This is a genomic window from Pseudomonas sp. AK181 (assembly GCF_051122975.1).
GTDB classification, from domain to species: domain Bacteria; phylum Pseudomonadota; class Gammaproteobacteria; order Pseudomonadales; family Pseudomonadaceae; genus Aquipseudomonas; species Aquipseudomonas lactis.
In genome coordinates this window covers 5,648,967-5,666,295 of sequence record NZ_CP146348.1, presented here as the reverse complement: position 1 = coordinate 5,666,295, position 17,329 = coordinate 5,648,967, and the positions used below count along the sequence as shown (strand labels likewise).

The window sequence follows — 17,329 nt, the reverse complement described above, 5'->3', positions numbered from 1 at the left end:
CTTATTGCACGCCGTCCAGCGCTGTTTTGAGCAGCGTATGCCTGGAGCGCGTGTGTTCGTTGAACGCGATAAGAGAGAGCTTCTGTTGTTTCACGAGGTCGCTGAAATATTCGATATCTGCATCGAGCGCAACCGGATCTTTATAGGCTGTATTCACTCGCTTGATATCAGCCTGAACTTGCTTCAATAGATGGTTTTTCAGGTTTCCGTGAAAGTCCATGATTTTTACTCCAGATGTGTCTGAACTGTGTGGCGGGTTGTTTGCCACCAGTTCCATCGGCAGACATTTTTTTAAAGATATCGCCTGCCTCTACCGCTCTGTCCTACTCGCCTGTAAACAATATTTCTCGCATCGAGGCCCAGTCGATACGAAAATCGCCTTCATCTGTTTCCAGTAGCAGTGATTGAGGTTTGATCTGGTCATCGGGGCGAAGCTTCCAGGGGGTAGAGCCCAACCGGGCCAAGGCTTGGGCTATCTGCTCATGCTCGTGCGGGTGGCAAACCAAGGTTGCCTTGATAGGTGGAATTTGCGTCGCTACCAACTGTTTGACCAATGCCGAAAGACGCTTTGGGGGAGGCACTTCTTCTAACAGGCAGTGGAAGGCTCGGTTGGCAATGGATGTTGCGTAGTGTTCGAGGCTGTCACACATTGACTGGCGTTGGCGCTCCCACGCGCTGAGTTGCGCGTGGGCACGTGACCAGAAGTCGAGGCGGGCCTGCTCGAGCATTTCTTCGCGATGCTCAGCCGCCTGGCGCAGCAACTCTTCAGCTTGGGTCTGTGCGCTACCCAGCAACTGCGCGGACTGAACGCAATCGGCGAGCATCTCCCGGGTAATCAATACTTTTGGCTGCCCGCAAGCGCCGTTGTGCAATTCGATTTTGCGTAGGGTCAACATAGACAATGCTCTGGCGTGTTGCAGTTAACGACGATTTGTTTCGCTGCCCGTTGCTTCGATACGCCAGACAATCGCCTGCCACAGCGTATTGAGCCGGCCATGCGCGTCGTCGATTGGCAGGTGAGTGGTTTCAAGCGCCTGCACCCGGTCAGGGGGCAAGCGCAGCCGAAGACGTTGCCAGACAGCAGGCTCAACCCACGCTCTCAGCAATTGCAGTGGATCATTCTCCGGCTGCAACAGGGCGTCAGGGTGCAGGGCCTTGGCAAGGCGCTCACACCACTTGCGGTGTTCATCGTACAAGGGGCTGTCGACGTTGGGATGGCACGTAAGCTCCAGTAGCGCTATCGCCAGATCGAACTGCTCTCGTGAAGCCAGGGCCAAACCAAGCACCGTTGCACGGGGAGGGGGAGGTAGGCACGGCTCGATGCCCAACGCTGCACACGCCAGTGCGGGTTGGCTGCGACACAGGGCGGGTAATGCGTGGTAGGCCTGGGCGCTGGTCGCATCCGGGTGCGAAAACCGCCACGGACTGGCCCACCATTGGGCCCAGGCCAGATGATCACTCATTCGGTAGATGCGCTGGGACTGACAGGATCCTGCCTTGATCGTTGGCCTCGTATGCGCCAGAACAGCGCAGCGACGAGCGTCAGTATCGCGCCGATAACCAACAAGCTGACAGTGGTCCGCCAAAAACCGATGTCTTCCTCGGGAACCAGGAACGGACCGAAATAGCTCAGGCGTTGTTGCTCTTGGTAAGCCGCTGCCGGCACAAAAACCACCGTGAGCTTCTGCGCGTTATCCAATGCAGTGGTCATGCCGGGAATACTACTGGATACCATCCTGCGTACGCGCGCCCGGATGCTGTCGGGCTCCAGTCGCGGGTCATGCTTGATGAACACCGAGGCGGAGGCGGGTTGGACGGGCTCACCGGGAGCCACGCGTTCGGGCAAGACCACGTGCACGCGAGCGACGATGACGCCATCGATGTTTGACAGTGTCGCCTCCAACTCCTGAGACAGTGCATAGATATACCGGGCACGCTCTTCCAGTGGGGTAGAGATGACGCCCTCCTTGCGGAAGGTGTCGCCCAGTGTGGCACGGGCGACCTTCGGCAATCCGACCGCTTCGAGTGTGCGAACGGCGCGGCTGATATCGGCTGCATTGACACGCACCACGACGCCGTCCTTGGCAGGCACTTTTTGTGCGCGTATGTGTTTGTCAGCCAGTTCCGCGATGACCTCATTGGCATCCTGCTCGGAGAGTTGGCGATGCAGTTCGACACTTTCGCCGCAGCCGCCCAGTATCAGCGTCAGCGAGAAAACTAATCCGATGGATAGAAAACGAATCATTTTTTCCTACTGCAGGTTGCTGACTTTTTCTAGGCATTGCGCGCCCTTGCCGACGCACTTCACCAGGGTTTGGGTCAGCAGTACGGAGTCTGAAAGATGGGAGGCATAATTAAGCCGATTGTTCTCTTTGAACTCATTGTTGAAGTCTTTCAGGCCTCGACTCATGCCACTTCTCGCCTTGTCCAAATGCTGCAAAGCGTCGGTCAGGGCATTCGATGATGACGTGGCGGTAGCCCGTTGCATCGACGGTTCCAATAGCGAGCTGAAAAAACTCACGTCTTCGCCGTGGTGTGTAGGTTGGGTAGGGGGCCTGCGAGCTGTGAGGCCGTTTTGATATTCGCGTAATACATCGACTTCTTTTATCTGCATATAGACCTCTTGGGGAAACCGCCCTTTGGGGACAAAGGGCGGTAATGCTATTTAGCGCATCGCGTCGATGTTCTTTTTCTTCTCAGAAATCTTGAAGGCTTCAATACTTTCCTTCAGGGATTCGCGAACCGCTGCTTTCCTTTCTGCTTTAAGGTCTTCGTTTTCGCCGCCGCCGGAGCTTTGGACAGGGACTTGATAGGTTTGCGGGTTAATGCCAGAAACACTCATAGTGATACTCCAATATCTAAGAAATGATGTTTGAGTCTTGATATGTAGTTGCAATATTGTTGCTTCCAATAGGCACTAAATATATCAGGCTCATCCTTGTGTGGTTCCGGGGCGAATATGGTTCCAGCTTTTACTTGAAGGGTGTATCTGGAGATTTCTTCGGTGCCTGTGGCCTGCGCAGTGGGCTACTGTATGTCTAGTTGTTTCATGCGATAGTAAAGCGTTCTCTTCGCCATCCCCAACTCTACAGCCACCTCGTCCACACAGTAGGTATGACGACGCAACGACTCTTCAATCAGAGCTTTCTCGATTTGTTGCAGGCGTTCTTTCAGGTTGATTGGCTCGTTTGTAATGTTCGAGGGGGAGCTTGATAACGGCGCCAGACCCAGCACGAAACGTTTGGCAGTGGAGCGCAGCTCACGCACATTCCCCAGCCATGGGTGGCACAGCAACTGTTGGACCAACTCGCTGCACAGGTTTGGGGCGAGACACTTATAGTGCTCGGCTTCCTCTTGAATCATATTCAGGAACAACGGGACGATTCGGTCACGGCGATTGCGCAGCGGAGGCAGATTGATATTTACGACGTTAAGGCGGAAATACAGGTCGCGCCTGAACCTTCCCTGCTCGACCATCTCATGCAGGGATTGCTGCGCAGAGGCGATGACTCGCATGTCTACCGGGATAAACCGGGTTGAGCCCAGCCGTTCCACACCCCTTGATTCCAGTACCCGTAGCAGTTTGGCTTGCATGGAGAGCGGCATACTGTCGATTTCATCCAGATACAAGGTACCCAGGTGAGCGGCTTCGATAAAACCCGCACGTGATTGCACTGCTCCGGTATAGGCGCCGCTGTTGACGCCGAACAGTTGGCTCTCTGCGAGGCTTTCCGGGATGGCGGCGCAGTTCACGGCAACAAAATGACCTCGTCGCCCCGACAAACGATGGATCCGTTGGGCCAAGGTATCCTTGCCCGTCCCCGTCTCTCCTAATAATAGAATGTCGATATCGAGCGCCGCAGTACTCTTGAGCGTACGCTCGATGTCCAAGGCTTCAACAGAGGGGAGGTATGTCTCATTTGTTATTTTGTAAGAGGCTGACATAGTCCGGGTACTCCACTATCGCTATCACTTCACTGTTGATAGAACGCTGTTGGCGTACGGCCAGTAGAACGCAAATAATCAAAAATGTCATCGTGGCTGTGAGTATGAAAATGCTGCAGGAGAATGTGTGAAATATTAACTATGTCAGCGCGCTGTATTATTCAAGTGCTTGAGTGTTGGTTATTGAGTGTTTGGTGTAGGAGAAGACTTAAGAGTTGAGGGATTCATCGTTCAAATGGATCGCCGCATCTGGATGATTAAGTTTTCTATGTAGAGGGTCTTTAGTTGCGTGGTAGATAGAAATAGGAGGCAACAAAAAACCGACGCAATGCGTCGGTTTCTTGTATCGGGCAGGGTGTTCAGTTAACGCTTATACATTGAAGCGGAAGTGCATCACATCGCCATCTTTGACAATGTAGTCCTTGCCTTCCAGGCGCCATTTACCGGCTTCCTTGGCACCGGCTTCACCCTTGAACTGGATGAAGTCGTTGTAGGCGATCACTTCGGCGCGGATGAAGCCTTTTTCGAAGTCGGTGTGGATCACGCCGGCGGCCTGTGGCGCAGTGGCACCGACCTTGACGGTCCAGGCGCGGACTTCTTCGACACCGGCGGTGAAGTAGGTCTGCAGGTTGAGCATTTCGTAGCCGGCGCGGATCACGCGGTTCAGGCCAGGCTCTTCCAGGCCCAGGGCCTCGAGGAACATGTCCTTTTCTTCGCCGTCATCGAGCTCGGCGATTTCCGCTTCGATCTTGTTGCACACCGGAACAACGATGGCGCCTTCTTCGTCGGCAATGGCCTTGACCACGTCGAGCAGCGGGTTGTTCTCGAAGCCGTCTTCGGCAACGTTGGCGATGTACATCACAGGCTTGGTGGTCAGCAGGTGGAAGCCCTTGATCACGGCCTTCTCGTCTGCGCCCATGTTCTTCATCAGGCTGCGCGCTGGCTTGCCTTCGGTGAAGTGCGCGATCAGTTGCTCCAGCAGGCCCTTTTGGACCACTGCATCCTTGTCGCCGCCCTTGGCGTTACGCGCGACTTTCTGCAGTTGCTTTTCGCAGCTGTCGAGGTCGGCGAAGATCAGTTCCAGGTCGATGATCTCGATGTCGCGCTTGGGGTCGACGCTGTTGGAGACGTGAATCACGTTTTCGTCTTCGAAGCAGCGGACCACGTGGGCGATGGCATCGGTTTCGCGGATGTTGGCCAGGAACTTGTTGCCCAGGCCTTCACCTTTCGAGGCGCCGGCGACGAGGCCCGCGATGTCGACGAACTCCATGGTGGTCGGCAGGATGCGCTTGGGATTGACGATGGCCGACAGTGCGTCAAGACGCGGGTCCGGCATCGGCACAATACCGCTGTTGGGTTCGATGGTGCAGAAGGGGAAGTTCTCCGCCGCAATACCGGACTTGGTCAGGGCGTTGAACAGGGTGGATTTGCCGACGTTGGGCAGGCCGACGATGCCGCAATTGAATCCCATGGTGTTTCCCCTCGGTAAGAGTCAGGCCTTCTGGCTGTGCAGGTTTTTCATCGCACGGTTCCATTCACCGGCGAAGATATCCGGCAGCACGCCGAGGGCAAAATCGATGCTGGCATCGAGTTTTTCCTGTTCGGCGCGTGGCGCACGACCCAGGACGAAATTTGAAACCATACTGGCAACGCCTGGGTGGCCAATGCCGAGCCGCAGACGGTAAAAATTATTCTGATTGCCCAACTGCGCGATGATGTCGCGCAGGCCATTGTGCCCACCATGCCCGCCGCCGAGCTTGAGCTTGGCTACGCCGGGTGGCAGGTCCAGTTCGTCATGGGCCACCAGGATTTCTTCGGGTTTGATCCGGAAGAAGCCCGCAAGCGCCGCGACAGCCTGGCCGCTGCGGTTCATGTAGGTGGTGGGAATCAGTAGACGAACATCCTGACCCTGGTGCGAGAAGCGCCCGGTCAGGCCAAAATATTTGCGATCGGCCACCAGGTTGATGCCTTGGGCGTGGGCGATACGCTCAACAAAAAGGGCCCCCGCGTTATGCCGGGTCTGTTCGTATTCGGCGCCTGGATTTCCCAGGCCAACGATCAGTTTAATGGCAGTCACGACAGGGGCCCTTCCTTTGGAGTTGTGGATAACATCGCCGTACCCGTGTGCGGCGAAAGTGGACGACACTACATCATTTACTCAAGAGTAAACGCCGCGTTATCCCGCTTTCTCGCTACGTTTCGGTCCGCGATGTTTCCTCAAGCTCCGGCAATACAGAGTGAATTACTCTGCAGCGCCTTCTTCAGCTTCTTCTGGAGCAACGCGTGGAGCGTGAACGTTGGCAACAGCTTTGTCATCACCGTGAGCCAGTGCAACAAACTCAACGCCTTTAGGAGCCTTGAGGTCGGACAGGTGAACGATGGCGCCGATTTCCAGAGCCGACAGGTCGACTTCGATGAACTCAGGCAGGTCTTTCGGCAGGCAGGTCACTTCGATTTCGTTCAGGACGTGAGAGATCTCGCCGCCTTTCTTGACCGGAGCTTCTTCACCCACAAAGTGCACAGGCACGATGGCGGTCAGTTTCTGGCCAGCTACAACGCGAACGAAGTCAGCGTGCATGATGAACTGCTTGGAAGGGTGACGCTGCATCGCTTTAACGATGACGTTCTGCTTGGCGCCGTCGACGTTCAGCTCGATAACGTGGCTGTAGGCAGCTTCGTTTTCGAACAGCTTGGCGATTTCCTTGGCCAGGATGGTCACGGATTCAGCAGGCTTGTTACCACCGTAGACAACGGCTGGGATGTTGGCGGCGTGACGCAGGCGGCGGCTCGCACCTTTCCCCAGGTCAGTACGCGCTTGGGCGTTCAGAGTAAATTCGTTCATGTTGTATCTCCAAAATAGCCATCATCGAGGGGCGTTTGCGACCAGCGCCGAACTCGATATGGGCAAAAAAGCCCCGCCCCAGCGGAATGCTGGGGCGGGGCGCTTTTCGTCAGTGAGGTGATCCGTTGGTTTGACCCTTAACGGAACATCGCGCTGATCGATTCTTCATTGCTGATGCGGCGAACCGCTTCGGCAACGACCGGTGCAATATCCAGTTGGCGGATACGTGCACAGGCTTGAGCTGCGGCGGACAACGGGATGGTGTTGGTCACCACCAGTTCGTCCAGCACGGAGTTCTCGATGTTCTCGATCGCTCGGCCCGACAGCACAGGGTGTGTGCAGTAGGCGAAGACTTTTGCTGCACCGTGCTCTTTCAAGGCTTTCGCCGCGTGGCACAGGGTGCCGGCGGTGTCGACCATGTCATCAACCAGAATACAGGTACGCCCTTCGACATCACCGATGATATGCATCACTTCAGAGTGATTGGCTTTCTCACGGCGTTTGTCGATGATCCCGAGGTCCACGCCCAGGGATTTGGCAACAGCCCGTGCACGCACGACGCCACCAATGTCCGGGGACACGATCATCAGGTTTTCAAAGCGCTGGTCTTCGATGTCATCCACCAGAACGGGGGAGCCGTAGATGTTATCTACCGGAATATCGAAGAACCCCTGGATTTGGTCAGCGTGCAGGTCAACCGTGAGCACACGGTCGATACCTACCACGGTCAGCATGTCAGCAACGACTTTCGCGCTGATAGCCACACGTGCGGAGCGCGGACGGCGATCCTGACGGGCATAACCAAAGTAAGGGATTACAGCTGTGATTCGAGTCGCTGAGGAGCGGCGGAAGGCATCAGCCATCACGACGAGTTCCATCAGGTTATCGTTGGTCGGAGCGCAGGTCGGCTGAATAATGAAGACGTCTTTACCGCGGACATTTTCATTGATCTCGGCGGTAATTTCGCCGTCGGAGAATTTACCGACAGAGATGTCACCGAGAGGGATATGCAGCTGACGTACGACACGCCGAGCCAGATCGGGGTTGGCATTCCCCGTAAAGACCATCATCTTGGACACGCGCAGTACCTAGAGGCTGAGGGTAACCTGGATGAGTATTAGAAAATGGCAGGGGCGGCTGGATTCGAACCAACGCATGGCAGGATCAAAACCTGCTGCCTTACCGCTTGGCGACGCCCCTGTATCTGTTGCAACGAGTGCCTAACACTCGGTTCCTTTTAGAGCAGACTTTGCAGCTTGCGATGCAACATCGAAACGTTGCTTCCCTTTGCTACAAACCCTGTAAGGGTCTCTGTAAGAAGGGCCGAGACTTTATCAGCTTCAGCTTTGCTTGGGAAGCCCCCAAACACACAACTTCCAGTTCCGGTTAATTTTGCTTCGGTAAATTTACCTAACAAATTCAAAGCGTTACGTACCTCTGGATAACGCCTTGCTACAACCGGTAAGCAGTCATTTCGACTGTTTCCCTTGGGAACGGGGCGCACTTTAATGGGAGAAGAGTTACGTGTCAACAACGGATCTGAAAAAATTTCTGCTGTACTTACAGATACTTGCGGCACCAGCACCACGTACCAGGGTTCTTCGGGCTCTACAGGGGTGAGTTTCTCCCCAACGCCTTCAGCAAATGCGGCGTGCCCCCGCACGAAAACCGGGACGTCGGCGCCCAGCGTAAGGCCCAGCGCAGCAAGGCGGTCGTGGTCCCAGCCCAGTTGCCATAAGTGATTGAGGCCTAACAAAGTGGTCGCGGCATTTGAGCTGCCGCCACCGATACCTCCGCCCATGGGCAGGATTTTGTCGATCCAGATATCGATGCCGAGTGTGCAGCCAGAGTGTTCCTGAAGTTTTTTTGCCGCCCGCACAATCAGATTGCTGTCGTGGGGCACGCCGTCGAATTCGGTGTGCAGCTGGATCACGCCATCGTCACGTACTGCAAAGGTCAGCTCATCGCCGTAGTCGAGAAATTGAAACAGCGTCTGCAACTCGTGGTAGCCGTCTTCGCGGCGACCAAGGATGTGCAGCATCAGGTTGAGCTTGGCCGGGGAGGGCAGGGTCAATTTTTGTGCGGACACGTTATTGCCCCAGCTTGCGCGGTTGCCAGTCCTTGATCACCAACGTGACATCCAGGTCGGTGCCATGCAGCTTGATCCGTTCCGGGAGCCAATAGCCGCTTTGTTCCACGTAGCTCAAATATTCGACCTGCCAGCCATCCTGCTCCAGGGTGGCGAGGCGGCTGTCGCCATTGAGGCTCAGACGGCTCTTGCTGTCCGGCGCCGGCAAGCCGCGCACCCACCAGACCAAATGCGAGACGGGCAGCTTCCAGCCAATCTGCTGCTCCAGCAGTTCTTCCGGGGAGGTTGCCTCGTAGCGGCCCTGGTTGGCCACTTCCAGGCTCACTTGCCCCGGCCGGCCAGTCAGGCGGGCTGCGCCACGGCCCAGGGGGCCCGAGAGGCGAATGTCGTAGTAGTCCTGGCGTTGCAGCCAGAACAGGGTGCCGCTGCCGGAGTCTTTCGGCGCGCGCACCCCGACCTTGCCCTCGATCTGCCAGCCATCGATGCTGCTGAGCTGGTCCTTGTGTTGTTTCCATTGGGCCGGGTTGCCCTGGCCTTCAACGGATTCACGGCTGCCGATGCCCGCGCAACCGGCGAGCAGGGCGATGAAGCTGAAAACAATAACGTGGCGCAAGAACATAAATTTAAAGGGTCTCGGATCCGGTCAGGCGCTTGATGGTGCTGCGCAGGATGGGGCTGTCGGGTTGTTCCTTGAGGAATTTTTCCCAGATTTGTCGGGCTTCGCGCTGCTTGCCATTGGCCCAGAGCACTTCGCCTAGGTGTGCGGCAACTTCCTGGTCCGGGAAGCGCTCCAGTGCCTGGCGCAGCAAGCGCTCGGCTTCGTCGAGGTTGCCCAGGCGGTAATTCACCCAGCCCAGGCTGTCGAGCACGGCAGGGTCTTCAGGGTTGAGCGCATGAGCCTGTTCAATCAGCACCTTGGCTTCGGCGTAGCGTGTGGTGCGGTCGGACAAGGTATAGCCCAGGGCGTTAAGGGCCATGGCGTTGTCCGGGTCACGCTTGATGATCAGGCGCAGGTCTTTTTCCAGCTGTGCCAGGTCATTGCGTTTTTCCGCCTGCATGGCGCGGGTGTACAGCAGGTTCAAATCGTCGGGGTATTGCAGCAACGCTTGTTGCAGCAGTTTCCAGGCACGTTCGCCCTGTTTGTTGGCCGATAAGGTCTCGGCCTGGATCAGGTACAGCTGGATCGCATAGTCCGGCTCGGCATCGCGGGCCGCGGCCAGGCGTTTTTCCGCTTCGTCGGTGCGGCCATTGCTCATCAGAATATCGGCCTGGCGCAACTGCGCTGGCAGGTAGTCATTACCGGGGCCAACCTGAGCATATTCAAGCAGGGCCGCTTGCGGGTCGTTACGCTCTTCAGCGATGCGGCCCAGGTTCAGATGCGCCGAGTCCACATGGCTGTCACGTTCGATCAGCTCTTGCAGGTAGCCCTTGGCCTCGTCCCAGGCCTTGGCTTCCAGGCACACCAGTGCCAGGGAATAACGCAGCTCGTCGTCGTCCGGGTATTGCTGGACCAGGTTGGCGAACTGCACTTTGGCGTCTTCCATCCGGTCCTGCTCCACCAGCATGCGCGCATAGGTCAGGAGCAGGCGCTTGTCGCCGGGGTATTTCTTGATACTTTTTTCCAGCAGCGGAATCGCTTCCTTGCCGCGGTTAAGGCTTTGCAGCAGGCGTGCACGCAACAGGATCGGCGCAATTTCGCCTTCTTCCGGCGGGTTCTGCTCCAGCAGCTTGAGCGCGGCGTCGGCCTCATCGTCCTGTTGCAGCAGCAGGGCCTTGCCGAAAATCAACTGGCTGTTCTTCGGATGCTTTTGCAGCAGCCGATCAAAGCTCTTCATCAGGCCGTTGCGCGTGTCCTGGTCGGTGTCAGCGGCCGACAGCGCAAGAAAGTCAAAATGCGTGTCGCCCTTGCCCTGCAAAACCTTCTCCATATAGACCATGGAGTCGTCGTAGCGCCCGGCACGCGCCAGTTGCACCGCCGCGGCGCGTTGGGCTTCCAGGTCATCCGGGGCGTTTTTGGCCCAGATCAGCGAGGTGTCCAGCGCTGCCTGGTCGGCGCCCAGGTATTCGGCGATGCGAAACGCTCGCTCGGAAATCCCCGGGTCCTGGGTGTTGATGGCCTGGGTCACGTAATTATCCAGCGCAATATCGAAGCGATTGCGCTGGCCGGCCAGTTCAGCGGTCAGCAGGCTGTAGATCGTTTCTTCACTGAACGAGGAATAAACCTTGGGCTTTTCAGGGGCGGGAGTGCTGTCTTCCACCGGCGACGTAGCGTCCGGCGACACGGGTGCCATGGCCTGGCAGCCGCTGAGGAAGACAAAAGCGAGGAGCAACGCGGAAGATCTATTCATATAGGAAGAGGACGACTAACCTGCGGTCGGATCATCATGACACAAGCCTTCGGCCAAACATAACCGGGGCACTCGGAATACGACTATTGCTGCCTTTTGCCTTCCCTTTGTAGGAGCGAGCTTGCTCGCGAAAAACCCGAGAGCGTCGCTGAGCGCCAGGCTTGCCGCGTTATCGTTGACGATTTTCGCGAGCAAGCTCGCTCCTACAAAAGTGCATTGATAGGCACAAGGTATAGGGACAATAGACGACGGTGGTTGTTCTGGATCTTTCGAAGTAGGACAATTGTCGGCTTCCCGACATCATCAGCGATATTGAATGGCCTTCCTCGCACTCGGTATTAACCACAAGACTGCCTCCGTAGACGTGCGCGAGCGCGTGGCGTTTACGCCAGAGCAGTTGGTTGAGGCCCTGCAGCAGCTCTGCCGGCTCACCGACAGCCGCGAAGCTGCGATCCTTTCGACCTGCAATCGCAGCGAGCTCTATATAGAGCAGGAACATCTTTCAGCCGATGTGGTGCTGCGCTGGCTGGCCGATTATCACCATTTGAGCCTCGATGACCTGCGCGCCAGCGCTTATGTGCATGAAGAGGATGCGGCAGTTCGTCACATGATGCGCGTGGCGGCCGGTCTCGACTCACTGGTGTTGGGCGAACCGCAGATCCTCGGCCAGATGAAATCCGCTTACGCCGTGGCGCGTGAGGCCGGCACCGTCGGCCCGTTGCTGGGCCGTCTGTTCCAGGCCACCTTCAATTCTGCCAAACAGGTACGCACCGACACGGCCATCGGCGAAAACCCGGTGTCCGTGGCCTTTGCCGCCGTGAGCCTGGCCAGGCAGATCTTCAGCGACTTGCAGCGCAGCCAGGCCCTGCTGATCGGCGCCGGGGAAACCATCACCCTGGTGGCCCGTCACCTGCATGACCTTGGCGTGAAGCGTATTGTGGTCGCCAACCGCACCCTGGAGCGCGCCAGCATTCTGGCCGAGCAGTTCGGTGCCCATGCGGTGCTGCTGTCGGACATTCCCGCTGAGCTGGTACGCAGTGATATCGTCATCAGCTCCACCGCCAGCCAGTTGCCGATTCTTGGCAAGGGTGCGGTCGAAAGCGCATTGAAGCTGCGCAAGCACAAGCCGATCTTCATGGTAGATATCGCCGTTCCCCGGGATATCGAGCCCGAAGTCGGCGAGTTAGACGACGTTTACCTCTACAGCGTCGATGATCTGCATGAAGTCGTCGCCGAAAACCTCAAGAGCCGCCAGGGTGCCGCCCAGGCCGCCGAGGAAATGGTCAGCACCGGCGCCGAAGATTTCATGGTGCGCCTGCGTGAACTGGCGGCAGTGGATGTGCTCAAGGCGTATCGTCAGCAGGGGGAACGCCTGCGTGATGAAGAGTTGCTCAAGGCCCAGCGCATGCTGGCTAACGGCAGCGGCGCCGAAGAGGTGCTGATGCAATTGGCCCGTGGCCTGACCAACAAACTGCTTCACGCCCCTAGCGTCCAGTTGAAAAAGCTTACCGCCGAAGGCCGCCTCGATGCGCTGGCCATGGCCCAGGAACTCTTTGCCCTCGGTGAGGGCGCGTCAGACAGCTCTTCGGATAAAAAACCGCAATGAAAGCGTCACTGCTCAATAAACTGGACGTGCTCCAGGACCGTTTCGAAGAACTGACCGCCTTGCTCGGCGATGGCGAGGTCATTTCCGATCAAACCAAATTTCGTGCTTATTCCAAGGAATACGCCGAAGTTGAGCCCATTGTGGCCACTTATAAAAACCTGCTGAAAGTCCAGGCCGACCTCGAAGGCGCCCAGGCCCTGCTCAAGGACAGCGACCCGGACATGCGCGAAATGGCCGTGGAAGAAGTCCGCGAAGCCAAGGAAAAACTCGCCGAGCTTGAGGGTGACTTGCAACGCATGTTGCTGCCCAAGGACCCTAACGACGGGCGCAACGTGTTCCTCGAAATCCGCGCCGGTACCGGTGGCGACGAGGCGGCGATTTTTTCCGGCGACCTGTTCCGCATGTACTCGCGCTATGCCGAGCGGCGCGGCTGGCGCGTGGAGATCCTTTCCGAGAACGAGGGCGAGCACGGCGGCTATAAAGAAGTCATCGCCCGGGTCGAAGGCGACAACGTCTACGGCAAGCTGAAGTTCGAGTCCGGTGCGCACCGCGTGCAGCGAGTGCCGGCCACCGAGTCCCAAGGCCGTATCCACACCTCGGCGTGCACCGTCGCCGTGTTGCCTGAGCCGGACGAACAGGAAGCCATCGAGATCAACCCGGCGGATTTGCGTGTCGACACTTACCGCTCATCCGGCGCGGGTGGTCAGCACGTTAACAAGACCGACTCGGCGATCCGTATCACACACTTGCCGTCGGGCATTGTGGTGGAGTGCCAGGAAGAACGTTCCCAGCACAAGAACCGTGCGCGGGCCATGTCCTGGTTGTCGGCCAAGTTGAACGACCAGCAGACCAGCGCCGCAGCCAACGCAATTGCCAGCGAACGCAAGCTGCTGGTGGGCTCCGGCGACCGCTCCGAGCGTATTCGTACCTACAACTTTGCCCAGGGCCGGGTTACCGACCATCGGGTCAACCTCACCCTGTACTCCCTCGACGAAATCCTTGCCGGTGGCGTGGATGCGGTGATCGAGCCGTTGCTCGCCGAATACCAGGCCGATCAACTGGCGGCGATAGGTGACTAAATGACCATCATTGCCAGCCTGCTGCGCGCCGCTGACCTGCCCGACTCGCCGACAGCGCGCCTGGACGTGGAGTTGCTGCTGGCCGCTGCCCTGGGCAAATCGCGCAGCTACCTGCATACCTGGCCGGAAAAAATCGTCAGCAGCGAAGACGCCCTGACGTTTGCCAGCTACCTGCAGCGCCGCCGCAGCGGCGAGCCGGTGGCGTATATCCTCGGCCAGCAAGGTTTCTGGAAACTCGACCTTGAAGTGGCTCCGCACACGCTGATCCCGCGCCCGGAAACCGAGCTGCTGGTGGAGGCCGCCCTGGAGTTGCTGCCCGCCACGCCCGCCCAGGTCCTGGACCTGGGCACCGGCAGCGGCGCCATCGCCTTGGCCTTGGCCAGCGAACGTCCGGCCTGGCAGGTCACTGCGGTCGACCGTGTGCTGGAAGCCGTGGCCCTGGCCGAGCGCAATCGCCAACGCCTGCACCTTCATAACGCCACGGTGCTGAGCAGCCATTGGTTCAGCGCCCTGCAAGGCCACCGCTTCGACCTGATCATCAGTAACCCGCCCTACATTGCCGACAATGACCCGCACCTGGTGGCCGGCGATGTGCGCTTCGAACCGGCCAGTGCGCTGGTGGCGGGGCACGATGGTTTGGACGATTTGCGCCTGATCATTGCAGAGTCTCCTGCCCACCTGAACGACGGCGGCTGGCTGTTGCTCGAACACGGTTACGACCAGGCCCAGGCCGTGCGCGATTTGTTGCTGAACCAGGGCTTTGAAGGCGTACACAGCCGCATCGACCTCGGCGGTCACGAACGCATCACCTTGGGGCGCCGCCCGTGCTGACCGACCAGGAGCTGTTGCGCTATAGCCGGCAGATTCTGTTGCAGCATGTCGACATCGATGGCCAATTACGCCTGAAACAGAGCCGCGCGTTGATCGTCGGTCTGGGGGGGCTGGGCGCACCGGTGGCGCTTTACCTGGCCGCTGCTGGGGTGGGCGAGTTGCACTTGGCGGATTTCGATACGGTCGATTTAACCAACCTGCAACGCCAGATCATCCATGACACTGACAGCGTGGGGCAGACCAAGGTCGAGTCGGCCATGGGGCGCCTGAAGGCGATCAACCCTGAAGTCACCCTGGTCGCCCATCGTGCTGCGCTGGATGGCGACTCGCTGGCCGCTGCGGTCAACGCAGTGGACCTGGTGCTCGATTGCAGCGACAACTTCTCTACCCGCGAGGCGGTCAACGTGGCCTGCGTCGCCGCCGCCAAGCCGTTGATCAGTGGCGCGGCCATTCGCCTTGAGGGGCAATTGTCGGTATTCGATTCCCGTCGCGCCGACAGCCCCTGTTACCACTGTTTGTATGGGCACGGCAGCGACACCGAACTGACCTGCAGCGAAGCCGGCGTCGTCGGGCCGTTGGTGGGGGTGGTTGGCAGCCTGCAAGCGCTGGAAGCCTTGAAGCTGCTGGCCGGTTTTGGTGAGCCGTTGGTGGGACGCCTGTTGTTGATCGATGCGCTGACCACGCGTTTTCGTGAGTTGCGCGTCAAGCGCGACCCTGGCTGCAGCGTCTGCGGAACACAACATGGTTAAGGGCGCGCCTATCGGTGTGTTCGATTCCGGCATCGGCGGCCTGACGGTGCTGGAAGAAATCCAGCAGTTGTTGCCCCACGAGTCACTGCTGTACGTGGCGGACTGCGGGCACATTCCCTATGGCGAGAAAACGCCGGCGTTCATTCTTGAACGTTCTCGCTCGGTCGCTGAGTTTTTCCGCGAGCGTGGCGCCAAGGCGTTCGTGATTGCCTGTAACACGGCAACCGTCGCCGCCGTCGCCGATTTGCGCCAGGACTACCCCGATTGGCCGTTGGTGGGCATGGAGCCTGCGGTGAAACCTGCGGCCGCAGCCACGCGCAGTGGTGTGGTGGGTGTGCTGGCCACCACCGGCACCCTGCAAAGCGCCAAGTTCGCCGCCTTGCTCGACCGCTTTGCCACCGATGTGCGAGTGATTACCCAGCCATGCCCAGGTCTGGTGGAGTTGATTGAAGCTGGCGACCTGAATAGCCCCGCCTTGCACACCCTGTTGCAAGGCTATATCGAACCGCTGCTCAGCGCCGGTTGCGACACCATCATCCTGGGTTGCACCCACTATCCCTTCCTCAAGCCACTCCTGGCGCAGATGCTGCCCCCCAGCATCATCCTCATTGATACTGGCGCCGCCGTGGCGCGCCAGCTCAAGCGCTTGCTGGGTGAGCGCGACCTGCTGGCCGCTGGCGAACCTGAACCTGCACAGTTCTGGACCAGCGGCGACCTGCCCCACCTAAGAAATATCCTACCGACACTTTGGAAACATCCTGGAGTTGTGCGAAGCTTTGGCTCGTGAAAATTTCGTGAAATAACACTGAAAAAAGCTGAACTTCTGGCTATGCGTCGGCTTCTATAGCTCGTTAGCCTGTACATAACCCAATTATTCCGTTTGCAAAGGACGTTTCACATGAAGCGCTTGTTCTGTTTGGCTGCGATTGCGGCCGCTATGTTGGGACACTCTGTTTCAGCCCAGGCCGCCGGCCTGGAGTTCGGCTTGGGTAGCACCAGCGATTCGACGCTGACCTACCGCCTGGGCCTGACCTCCGATTGGGACAAAAGCTGGATGCAGAGCAATGTCGGCCGACTGACCGGCTACTGGAGCGGCGCCTATACCTATTGGGAAGGGGATGACCGTGCGGGCGCCAGCAGCCTGTCGTTCTCGCCGGTATTTGTGTATGAGTTTGCCGGCGAGTCGGTCAAGCCCTACATCGAAGCCGGTATCGGCGTGGCGTTGTTCTCCCGCACTCGGCTGGAAGACAACAACATTGGCCAGTCCTTCCAGTTCGAAGACCGCCTGGGTTTCGGCCTGCGGTTCAACGGCGGGCATGAAGTGGGCATTCGTGCCACCCATTATTCCAACGCCGGTATCAGCAGCAATAACGATGGGGTAGAGAGCTACTCGCTGCACTACACCATGCCGCTGTAATGCACTGTAGGAGCGAGCTTGCTCGCGAAGAACCTCAACGATAACGCAGCGAATCAGGTTTAACGCGGCGTTCTCAGGTTTTTCGCGAGCAAGCTCGCTCCTACAGAATCAGCGGTAAGCCGTGGTAATGCCTTCACGTTCTTCAAGGCATTCCGGTGCCCCCATCTCGAACTCCCGGCAAATCAACGGCCGCAGCTCATAGATCGTGCACATCATCGTGTCGCGGTCCAACGCTGCGCACCAGCCGTCGTCCAGGCGCAACATCACCTCACCCCCCCAATCGTCGGTATCGATAAAGCGTTGCGGCACGCCAGTGTCGGTGATCAGCATGACTTCCAGCTGGCAGCAACAGGCCGCGCACGTCGAGCAGGTGACGGGTTCGGTGATTTGAATGTGAGGGATGTTGGTCATAGGCGCGCAGTG

The 17,329-nt window shown here is 58.2% G+C and carries 21 protein-coding genes and 1 tRNA gene; 6 read left to right on the top strand and 16 right to left on the bottom strand.

The annotated features are described in order from the left end of the window. Position 1: 1 nt before the first annotated feature. From V8689_RS25960 to V8689_RS25890, 15 genes are all read right to left on the bottom strand, one after another. Complete coding sequence (locus tag V8689_RS25960; RefSeq protein WP_032893671.1) at positions 2 to 220, bottom strand: hypothetical protein; 219 nt, start codon at positions 218 to 220, stop codon at positions 2 to 4. Positions 221 to 323: 103 nt separating this feature from the next. Next, positions 324 to 896 carry a type III secretion system stator protein SctL gene (gene sctL / locus V8689_RS25955; protein WP_056785390.1) on the bottom strand — a complete coding sequence of 191 codons (573 nt, stop codon included), beginning with the start codon at positions 894 to 896 and terminating at the stop codon, positions 324 to 326. Positions 897 to 920: 24 nt separating this feature from the next. Further along, the gene (locus V8689_RS25950; protein WP_082587717.1) at positions 921 to 1,463 is read right to left on the bottom strand and encodes a hypothetical protein; all 543 of its coding nucleotides are present in this window, start codon (positions 1,461 to 1,463) and stop codon (positions 921 to 923) included. After that, the gene (gene sctJ / locus V8689_RS25945; protein WP_032893668.1) at positions 1,460 to 2,245 is read right to left on the bottom strand and encodes a type III secretion system inner membrane ring lipoprotein SctJ; all 786 of its coding nucleotides are present in this window, start codon (positions 2,243 to 2,245) and stop codon (positions 1,460 to 1,462) included. The genes V8689_RS25950 and sctJ overlap by 4 nt, the downstream gene beginning before the upstream one ends. Before the next feature lie 6 nt (positions 2,246 to 2,251). Further along, positions 2,252 to 2,614 (bottom strand): EscI/YscI/HrpB family type III secretion system inner rod protein, encoded by a 363-nt coding sequence (locus tag V8689_RS25940; protein WP_223816887.1) that lies wholly within the window; start codon positions 2,612 to 2,614, stop codon positions 2,252 to 2,254. A 51-nt stretch (positions 2,615 to 2,665) separates the two neighbouring features. Beyond that, positions 2,666 to 2,842: a hypothetical protein gene (locus tag V8689_RS25935; RefSeq protein ID WP_032893666.1), complete on the bottom strand. Its 177-nt coding sequence runs from the start codon at positions 2,840 to 2,842 to the stop codon at positions 2,666 to 2,668. Positions 2,843 to 3,027: 185 nt separating this feature from the next. Continuing rightward, on the bottom strand, positions 3,028 to 3,945 hold the full coding sequence (locus tag V8689_RS25930) for a sigma 54-interacting transcriptional regulator (protein WP_056785384.1): 918 nt from the start codon (positions 3,943 to 3,945) through the stop codon (positions 3,028 to 3,030). Positions 3,946 to 4,315: 370 nt separating this feature from the next. Beyond that, a complete protein-coding gene (gene ychF, locus V8689_RS25925; protein WP_032893664.1) occupies positions 4,316 to 5,416 on the bottom strand; it encodes a redox-regulated ATPase YchF in 1,101 nt (366 codons plus the stop codon). A 21-nt stretch (positions 5,417 to 5,437) separates the two neighbouring features. Continuing rightward, positions 5,438 to 6,022, bottom strand: coding sequence for an aminoacyl-tRNA hydrolase (gene pth / locus V8689_RS25920; protein WP_003188350.1), 585 nt, complete (start codon positions 6,020 to 6,022; stop codon positions 5,438 to 5,440). 165 nt (positions 6,023 to 6,187) lie between these two features. Continuing rightward, positions 6,188 to 6,787, bottom strand: coding sequence for a 50S ribosomal protein L25/general stress protein Ctc (locus V8689_RS25915; protein ID WP_003188351.1), 600 nt, complete (start codon positions 6,785 to 6,787; stop codon positions 6,188 to 6,190). A gap of 137 nt (positions 6,788 to 6,924) precedes the next feature. Beyond that, entirely contained in the window at positions 6,925 to 7,866 is a 942-nt protein-coding gene (locus V8689_RS25910) for a ribose-phosphate pyrophosphokinase (protein ID WP_003171603.1), read from the bottom strand. Between the two features lie 46 nt (positions 7,867 to 7,912). After that, positions 7,913 to 7,987, bottom strand: a tRNA-Gln gene (locus V8689_RS25905). A 37-nt stretch (positions 7,988 to 8,024) separates the two neighbouring features. Further along, positions 8,025 to 8,828 carry a 4-(cytidine 5'-diphospho)-2-C-methyl-D-erythritol kinase gene (ispE, locus tag V8689_RS25900; RefSeq protein ID WP_153475606.1) on the bottom strand — a complete coding sequence of 268 codons (804 nt, stop codon included), beginning with the start codon at positions 8,826 to 8,828 and terminating at the stop codon, positions 8,025 to 8,027. 49 nt (positions 8,829 to 8,877) lie between these two features. After that, a complete protein-coding gene (lolB, locus tag V8689_RS25895; RefSeq protein WP_032893661.1) occupies positions 8,878 to 9,495 on the bottom strand; it encodes a lipoprotein insertase outer membrane protein LolB in 618 nt (205 codons plus the stop codon). A 4-nt stretch (positions 9,496 to 9,499) separates the two neighbouring features. Next, positions 9,500 to 11,224 carry a tetratricopeptide repeat protein gene (locus tag V8689_RS25890; protein ID WP_003188355.1) on the bottom strand — a complete coding sequence of 575 codons (1,725 nt, stop codon included), beginning with the start codon at positions 11,222 to 11,224 and terminating at the stop codon, positions 9,500 to 9,502. A 316-nt stretch (positions 11,225 to 11,540) separates the two neighbouring features. Between V8689_RS25890 and hemA the strand changes: the two genes are divergently transcribed. The 6 genes from hemA to V8689_RS25860 all read left to right on the top strand — a co-directional run bounded on the left by hemA (position 11,541) and on the right by V8689_RS25860 (position 16,906). Continuing rightward, positions 11,541 to 12,830, top strand: a complete 1,290-nt coding sequence (gene hemA / locus V8689_RS25885; RefSeq protein ID WP_056785381.1) for a glutamyl-tRNA reductase — start codon at positions 11,541 to 11,543, stop codon at positions 12,828 to 12,830. Further along, positions 12,827 to 13,909 carry a peptide chain release factor 1 gene (gene prfA / locus V8689_RS25880; RefSeq protein WP_003188358.1) on the top strand — a complete coding sequence of 361 codons (1,083 nt, stop codon included), beginning with the start codon at positions 12,827 to 12,829 and terminating at the stop codon, positions 13,907 to 13,909. The genes hemA and prfA overlap by 4 nt, the downstream gene beginning before the upstream one ends. After that, on the top strand, positions 13,910 to 14,740 hold the full coding sequence (prmC, locus tag V8689_RS25875) for a peptide chain release factor N(5)-glutamine methyltransferase (protein WP_003188360.1): 831 nt from the start codon (positions 13,910 to 13,912) through the stop codon (positions 14,738 to 14,740). After that, on the top strand, positions 14,734 to 15,489 hold the full coding sequence (locus V8689_RS25870; protein ID WP_056785378.1) for a molybdopterin-synthase adenylyltransferase MoeB: 756 nt from the start codon (positions 14,734 to 14,736) through the stop codon (positions 15,487 to 15,489). The genes prmC and V8689_RS25870 overlap by 7 nt, the downstream gene beginning before the upstream one ends. Then, positions 15,482 to 16,276, top strand: coding sequence for a glutamate racemase (gene murI, locus V8689_RS25865; protein WP_056785374.1), 795 nt, complete (start codon positions 15,482 to 15,484; stop codon positions 16,274 to 16,276). Before V8689_RS25870 ends, murI begins: the two co-directional genes overlap by 8 nt. Before the next feature lie 111 nt (positions 16,277 to 16,387). After that, on the top strand, positions 16,388 to 16,906 hold the full coding sequence (locus V8689_RS25860; RefSeq protein WP_014716838.1) for an acyloxyacyl hydrolase: 519 nt from the start codon (positions 16,388 to 16,390) through the stop codon (positions 16,904 to 16,906). A 108-nt stretch (positions 16,907 to 17,014) separates the two neighbouring features. Here V8689_RS25860 and V8689_RS25855 read toward each other — a convergent pair whose 3' ends face one another. Further along, the gene (locus V8689_RS25855; protein WP_003188364.1) at positions 17,015 to 17,317 is read right to left on the bottom strand and encodes a YkgJ family cysteine cluster protein; all 303 of its coding nucleotides are present in this window, start codon (positions 17,315 to 17,317) and stop codon (positions 17,015 to 17,017) included. Positions 17,318 to 17,329 lie beyond the last annotated feature (12 nt).

Coding starts and splice junctions, on each gene's coding strand:
- prmC (WP_003188360.1), top strand. CDS start 13,910: ATGACCATCATTGCCAGCCTGCTGCGCGCCGCTGACCTGCCCGACTCG.
- V8689_RS25890 (WP_003188355.1), bottom strand. CDS start 11,224: ATGAATAGATCTTCCGCGTTGCTCCTCGCTTTTGTCTTCCTCAGCGGC.
- V8689_RS25950 (WP_082587717.1), bottom strand. CDS start 1,463: ATGAGTGATCATCTGGCCTGGGCCCAATGGTGGGCCAGTCCGTGGCGG.
- V8689_RS25860 (WP_014716838.1), top strand. CDS start 16,388: ATGAAGCGCTTGTTCTGTTTGGCTGCGATTGCGGCCGCTATGTTGGGA.
- V8689_RS25930 (WP_056785384.1), bottom strand. CDS start 3,945: ATGTCAGCCTCTTACAAAATAACAAATGAGACATACCTCCCCTCTGTT.
- prfA (WP_003188358.1), top strand. CDS start 12,827: ATGAAAGCGTCACTGCTCAATAAACTGGACGTGCTCCAGGACCGTTTC.
- hemA (WP_056785381.1), top strand. CDS start 11,541: ATGGCCTTCCTCGCACTCGGTATTAACCACAAGACTGCCTCCGTAGAC.
- ychF (WP_032893664.1), bottom strand. CDS start 5,416: ATGGGATTCAATTGCGGCATCGTCGGCCTGCCCAACGTCGGCAAATCC.
- ispE (WP_153475606.1), bottom strand. CDS start 8,828: ATGCTGCACATCCTTGGTCGCCGCGAAGACGGCTACCACGAGTTGCAG.
- sctL (WP_056785390.1), bottom strand. CDS start 896: ATGTTGACCCTACGCAAAATCGAATTGCACAACGGCGCTTGCGGGCAG.
- V8689_RS25915 (WP_003188351.1), bottom strand. CDS start 6,787: ATGAACGAATTTACTCTGAACGCCCAAGCGCGTACTGACCTGGGGAAA.
- V8689_RS25935 (WP_032893666.1), bottom strand. CDS start 2,842: ATGAGTGTTTCTGGCATTAACCCGCAAACCTATCAAGTCCCTGTCCAA.
- sctJ (WP_032893668.1), bottom strand. CDS start 2,245: ATGATTCGTTTTCTATCCATCGGATTAGTTTTCTCGCTGACGCTGATA.
- V8689_RS25960 (WP_032893671.1), bottom strand. CDS start 220: ATGGACTTTCACGGAAACCTGAAAAACCATCTATTGAAGCAAGTTCAG.
- murI (WP_056785374.1), top strand. CDS start 15,482: ATGGTTAAGGGCGCGCCTATCGGTGTGTTCGATTCCGGCATCGGCGGC.
- V8689_RS25940 (WP_223816887.1), bottom strand. CDS start 2,614: ATGCAGATAAAAGAAGTCGATGTATTACGCGAATATCAAAACGGCCTC.
- lolB (WP_032893661.1), bottom strand. CDS start 9,495: ATGTTCTTGCGCCACGTTATTGTTTTCAGCTTCATCGCCCTGCTCGCC.
- V8689_RS25855 (WP_003188364.1), bottom strand. CDS start 17,317: ATGACCAACATCCCTCACATTCAAATCACCGAACCCGTCACCTGCTCG.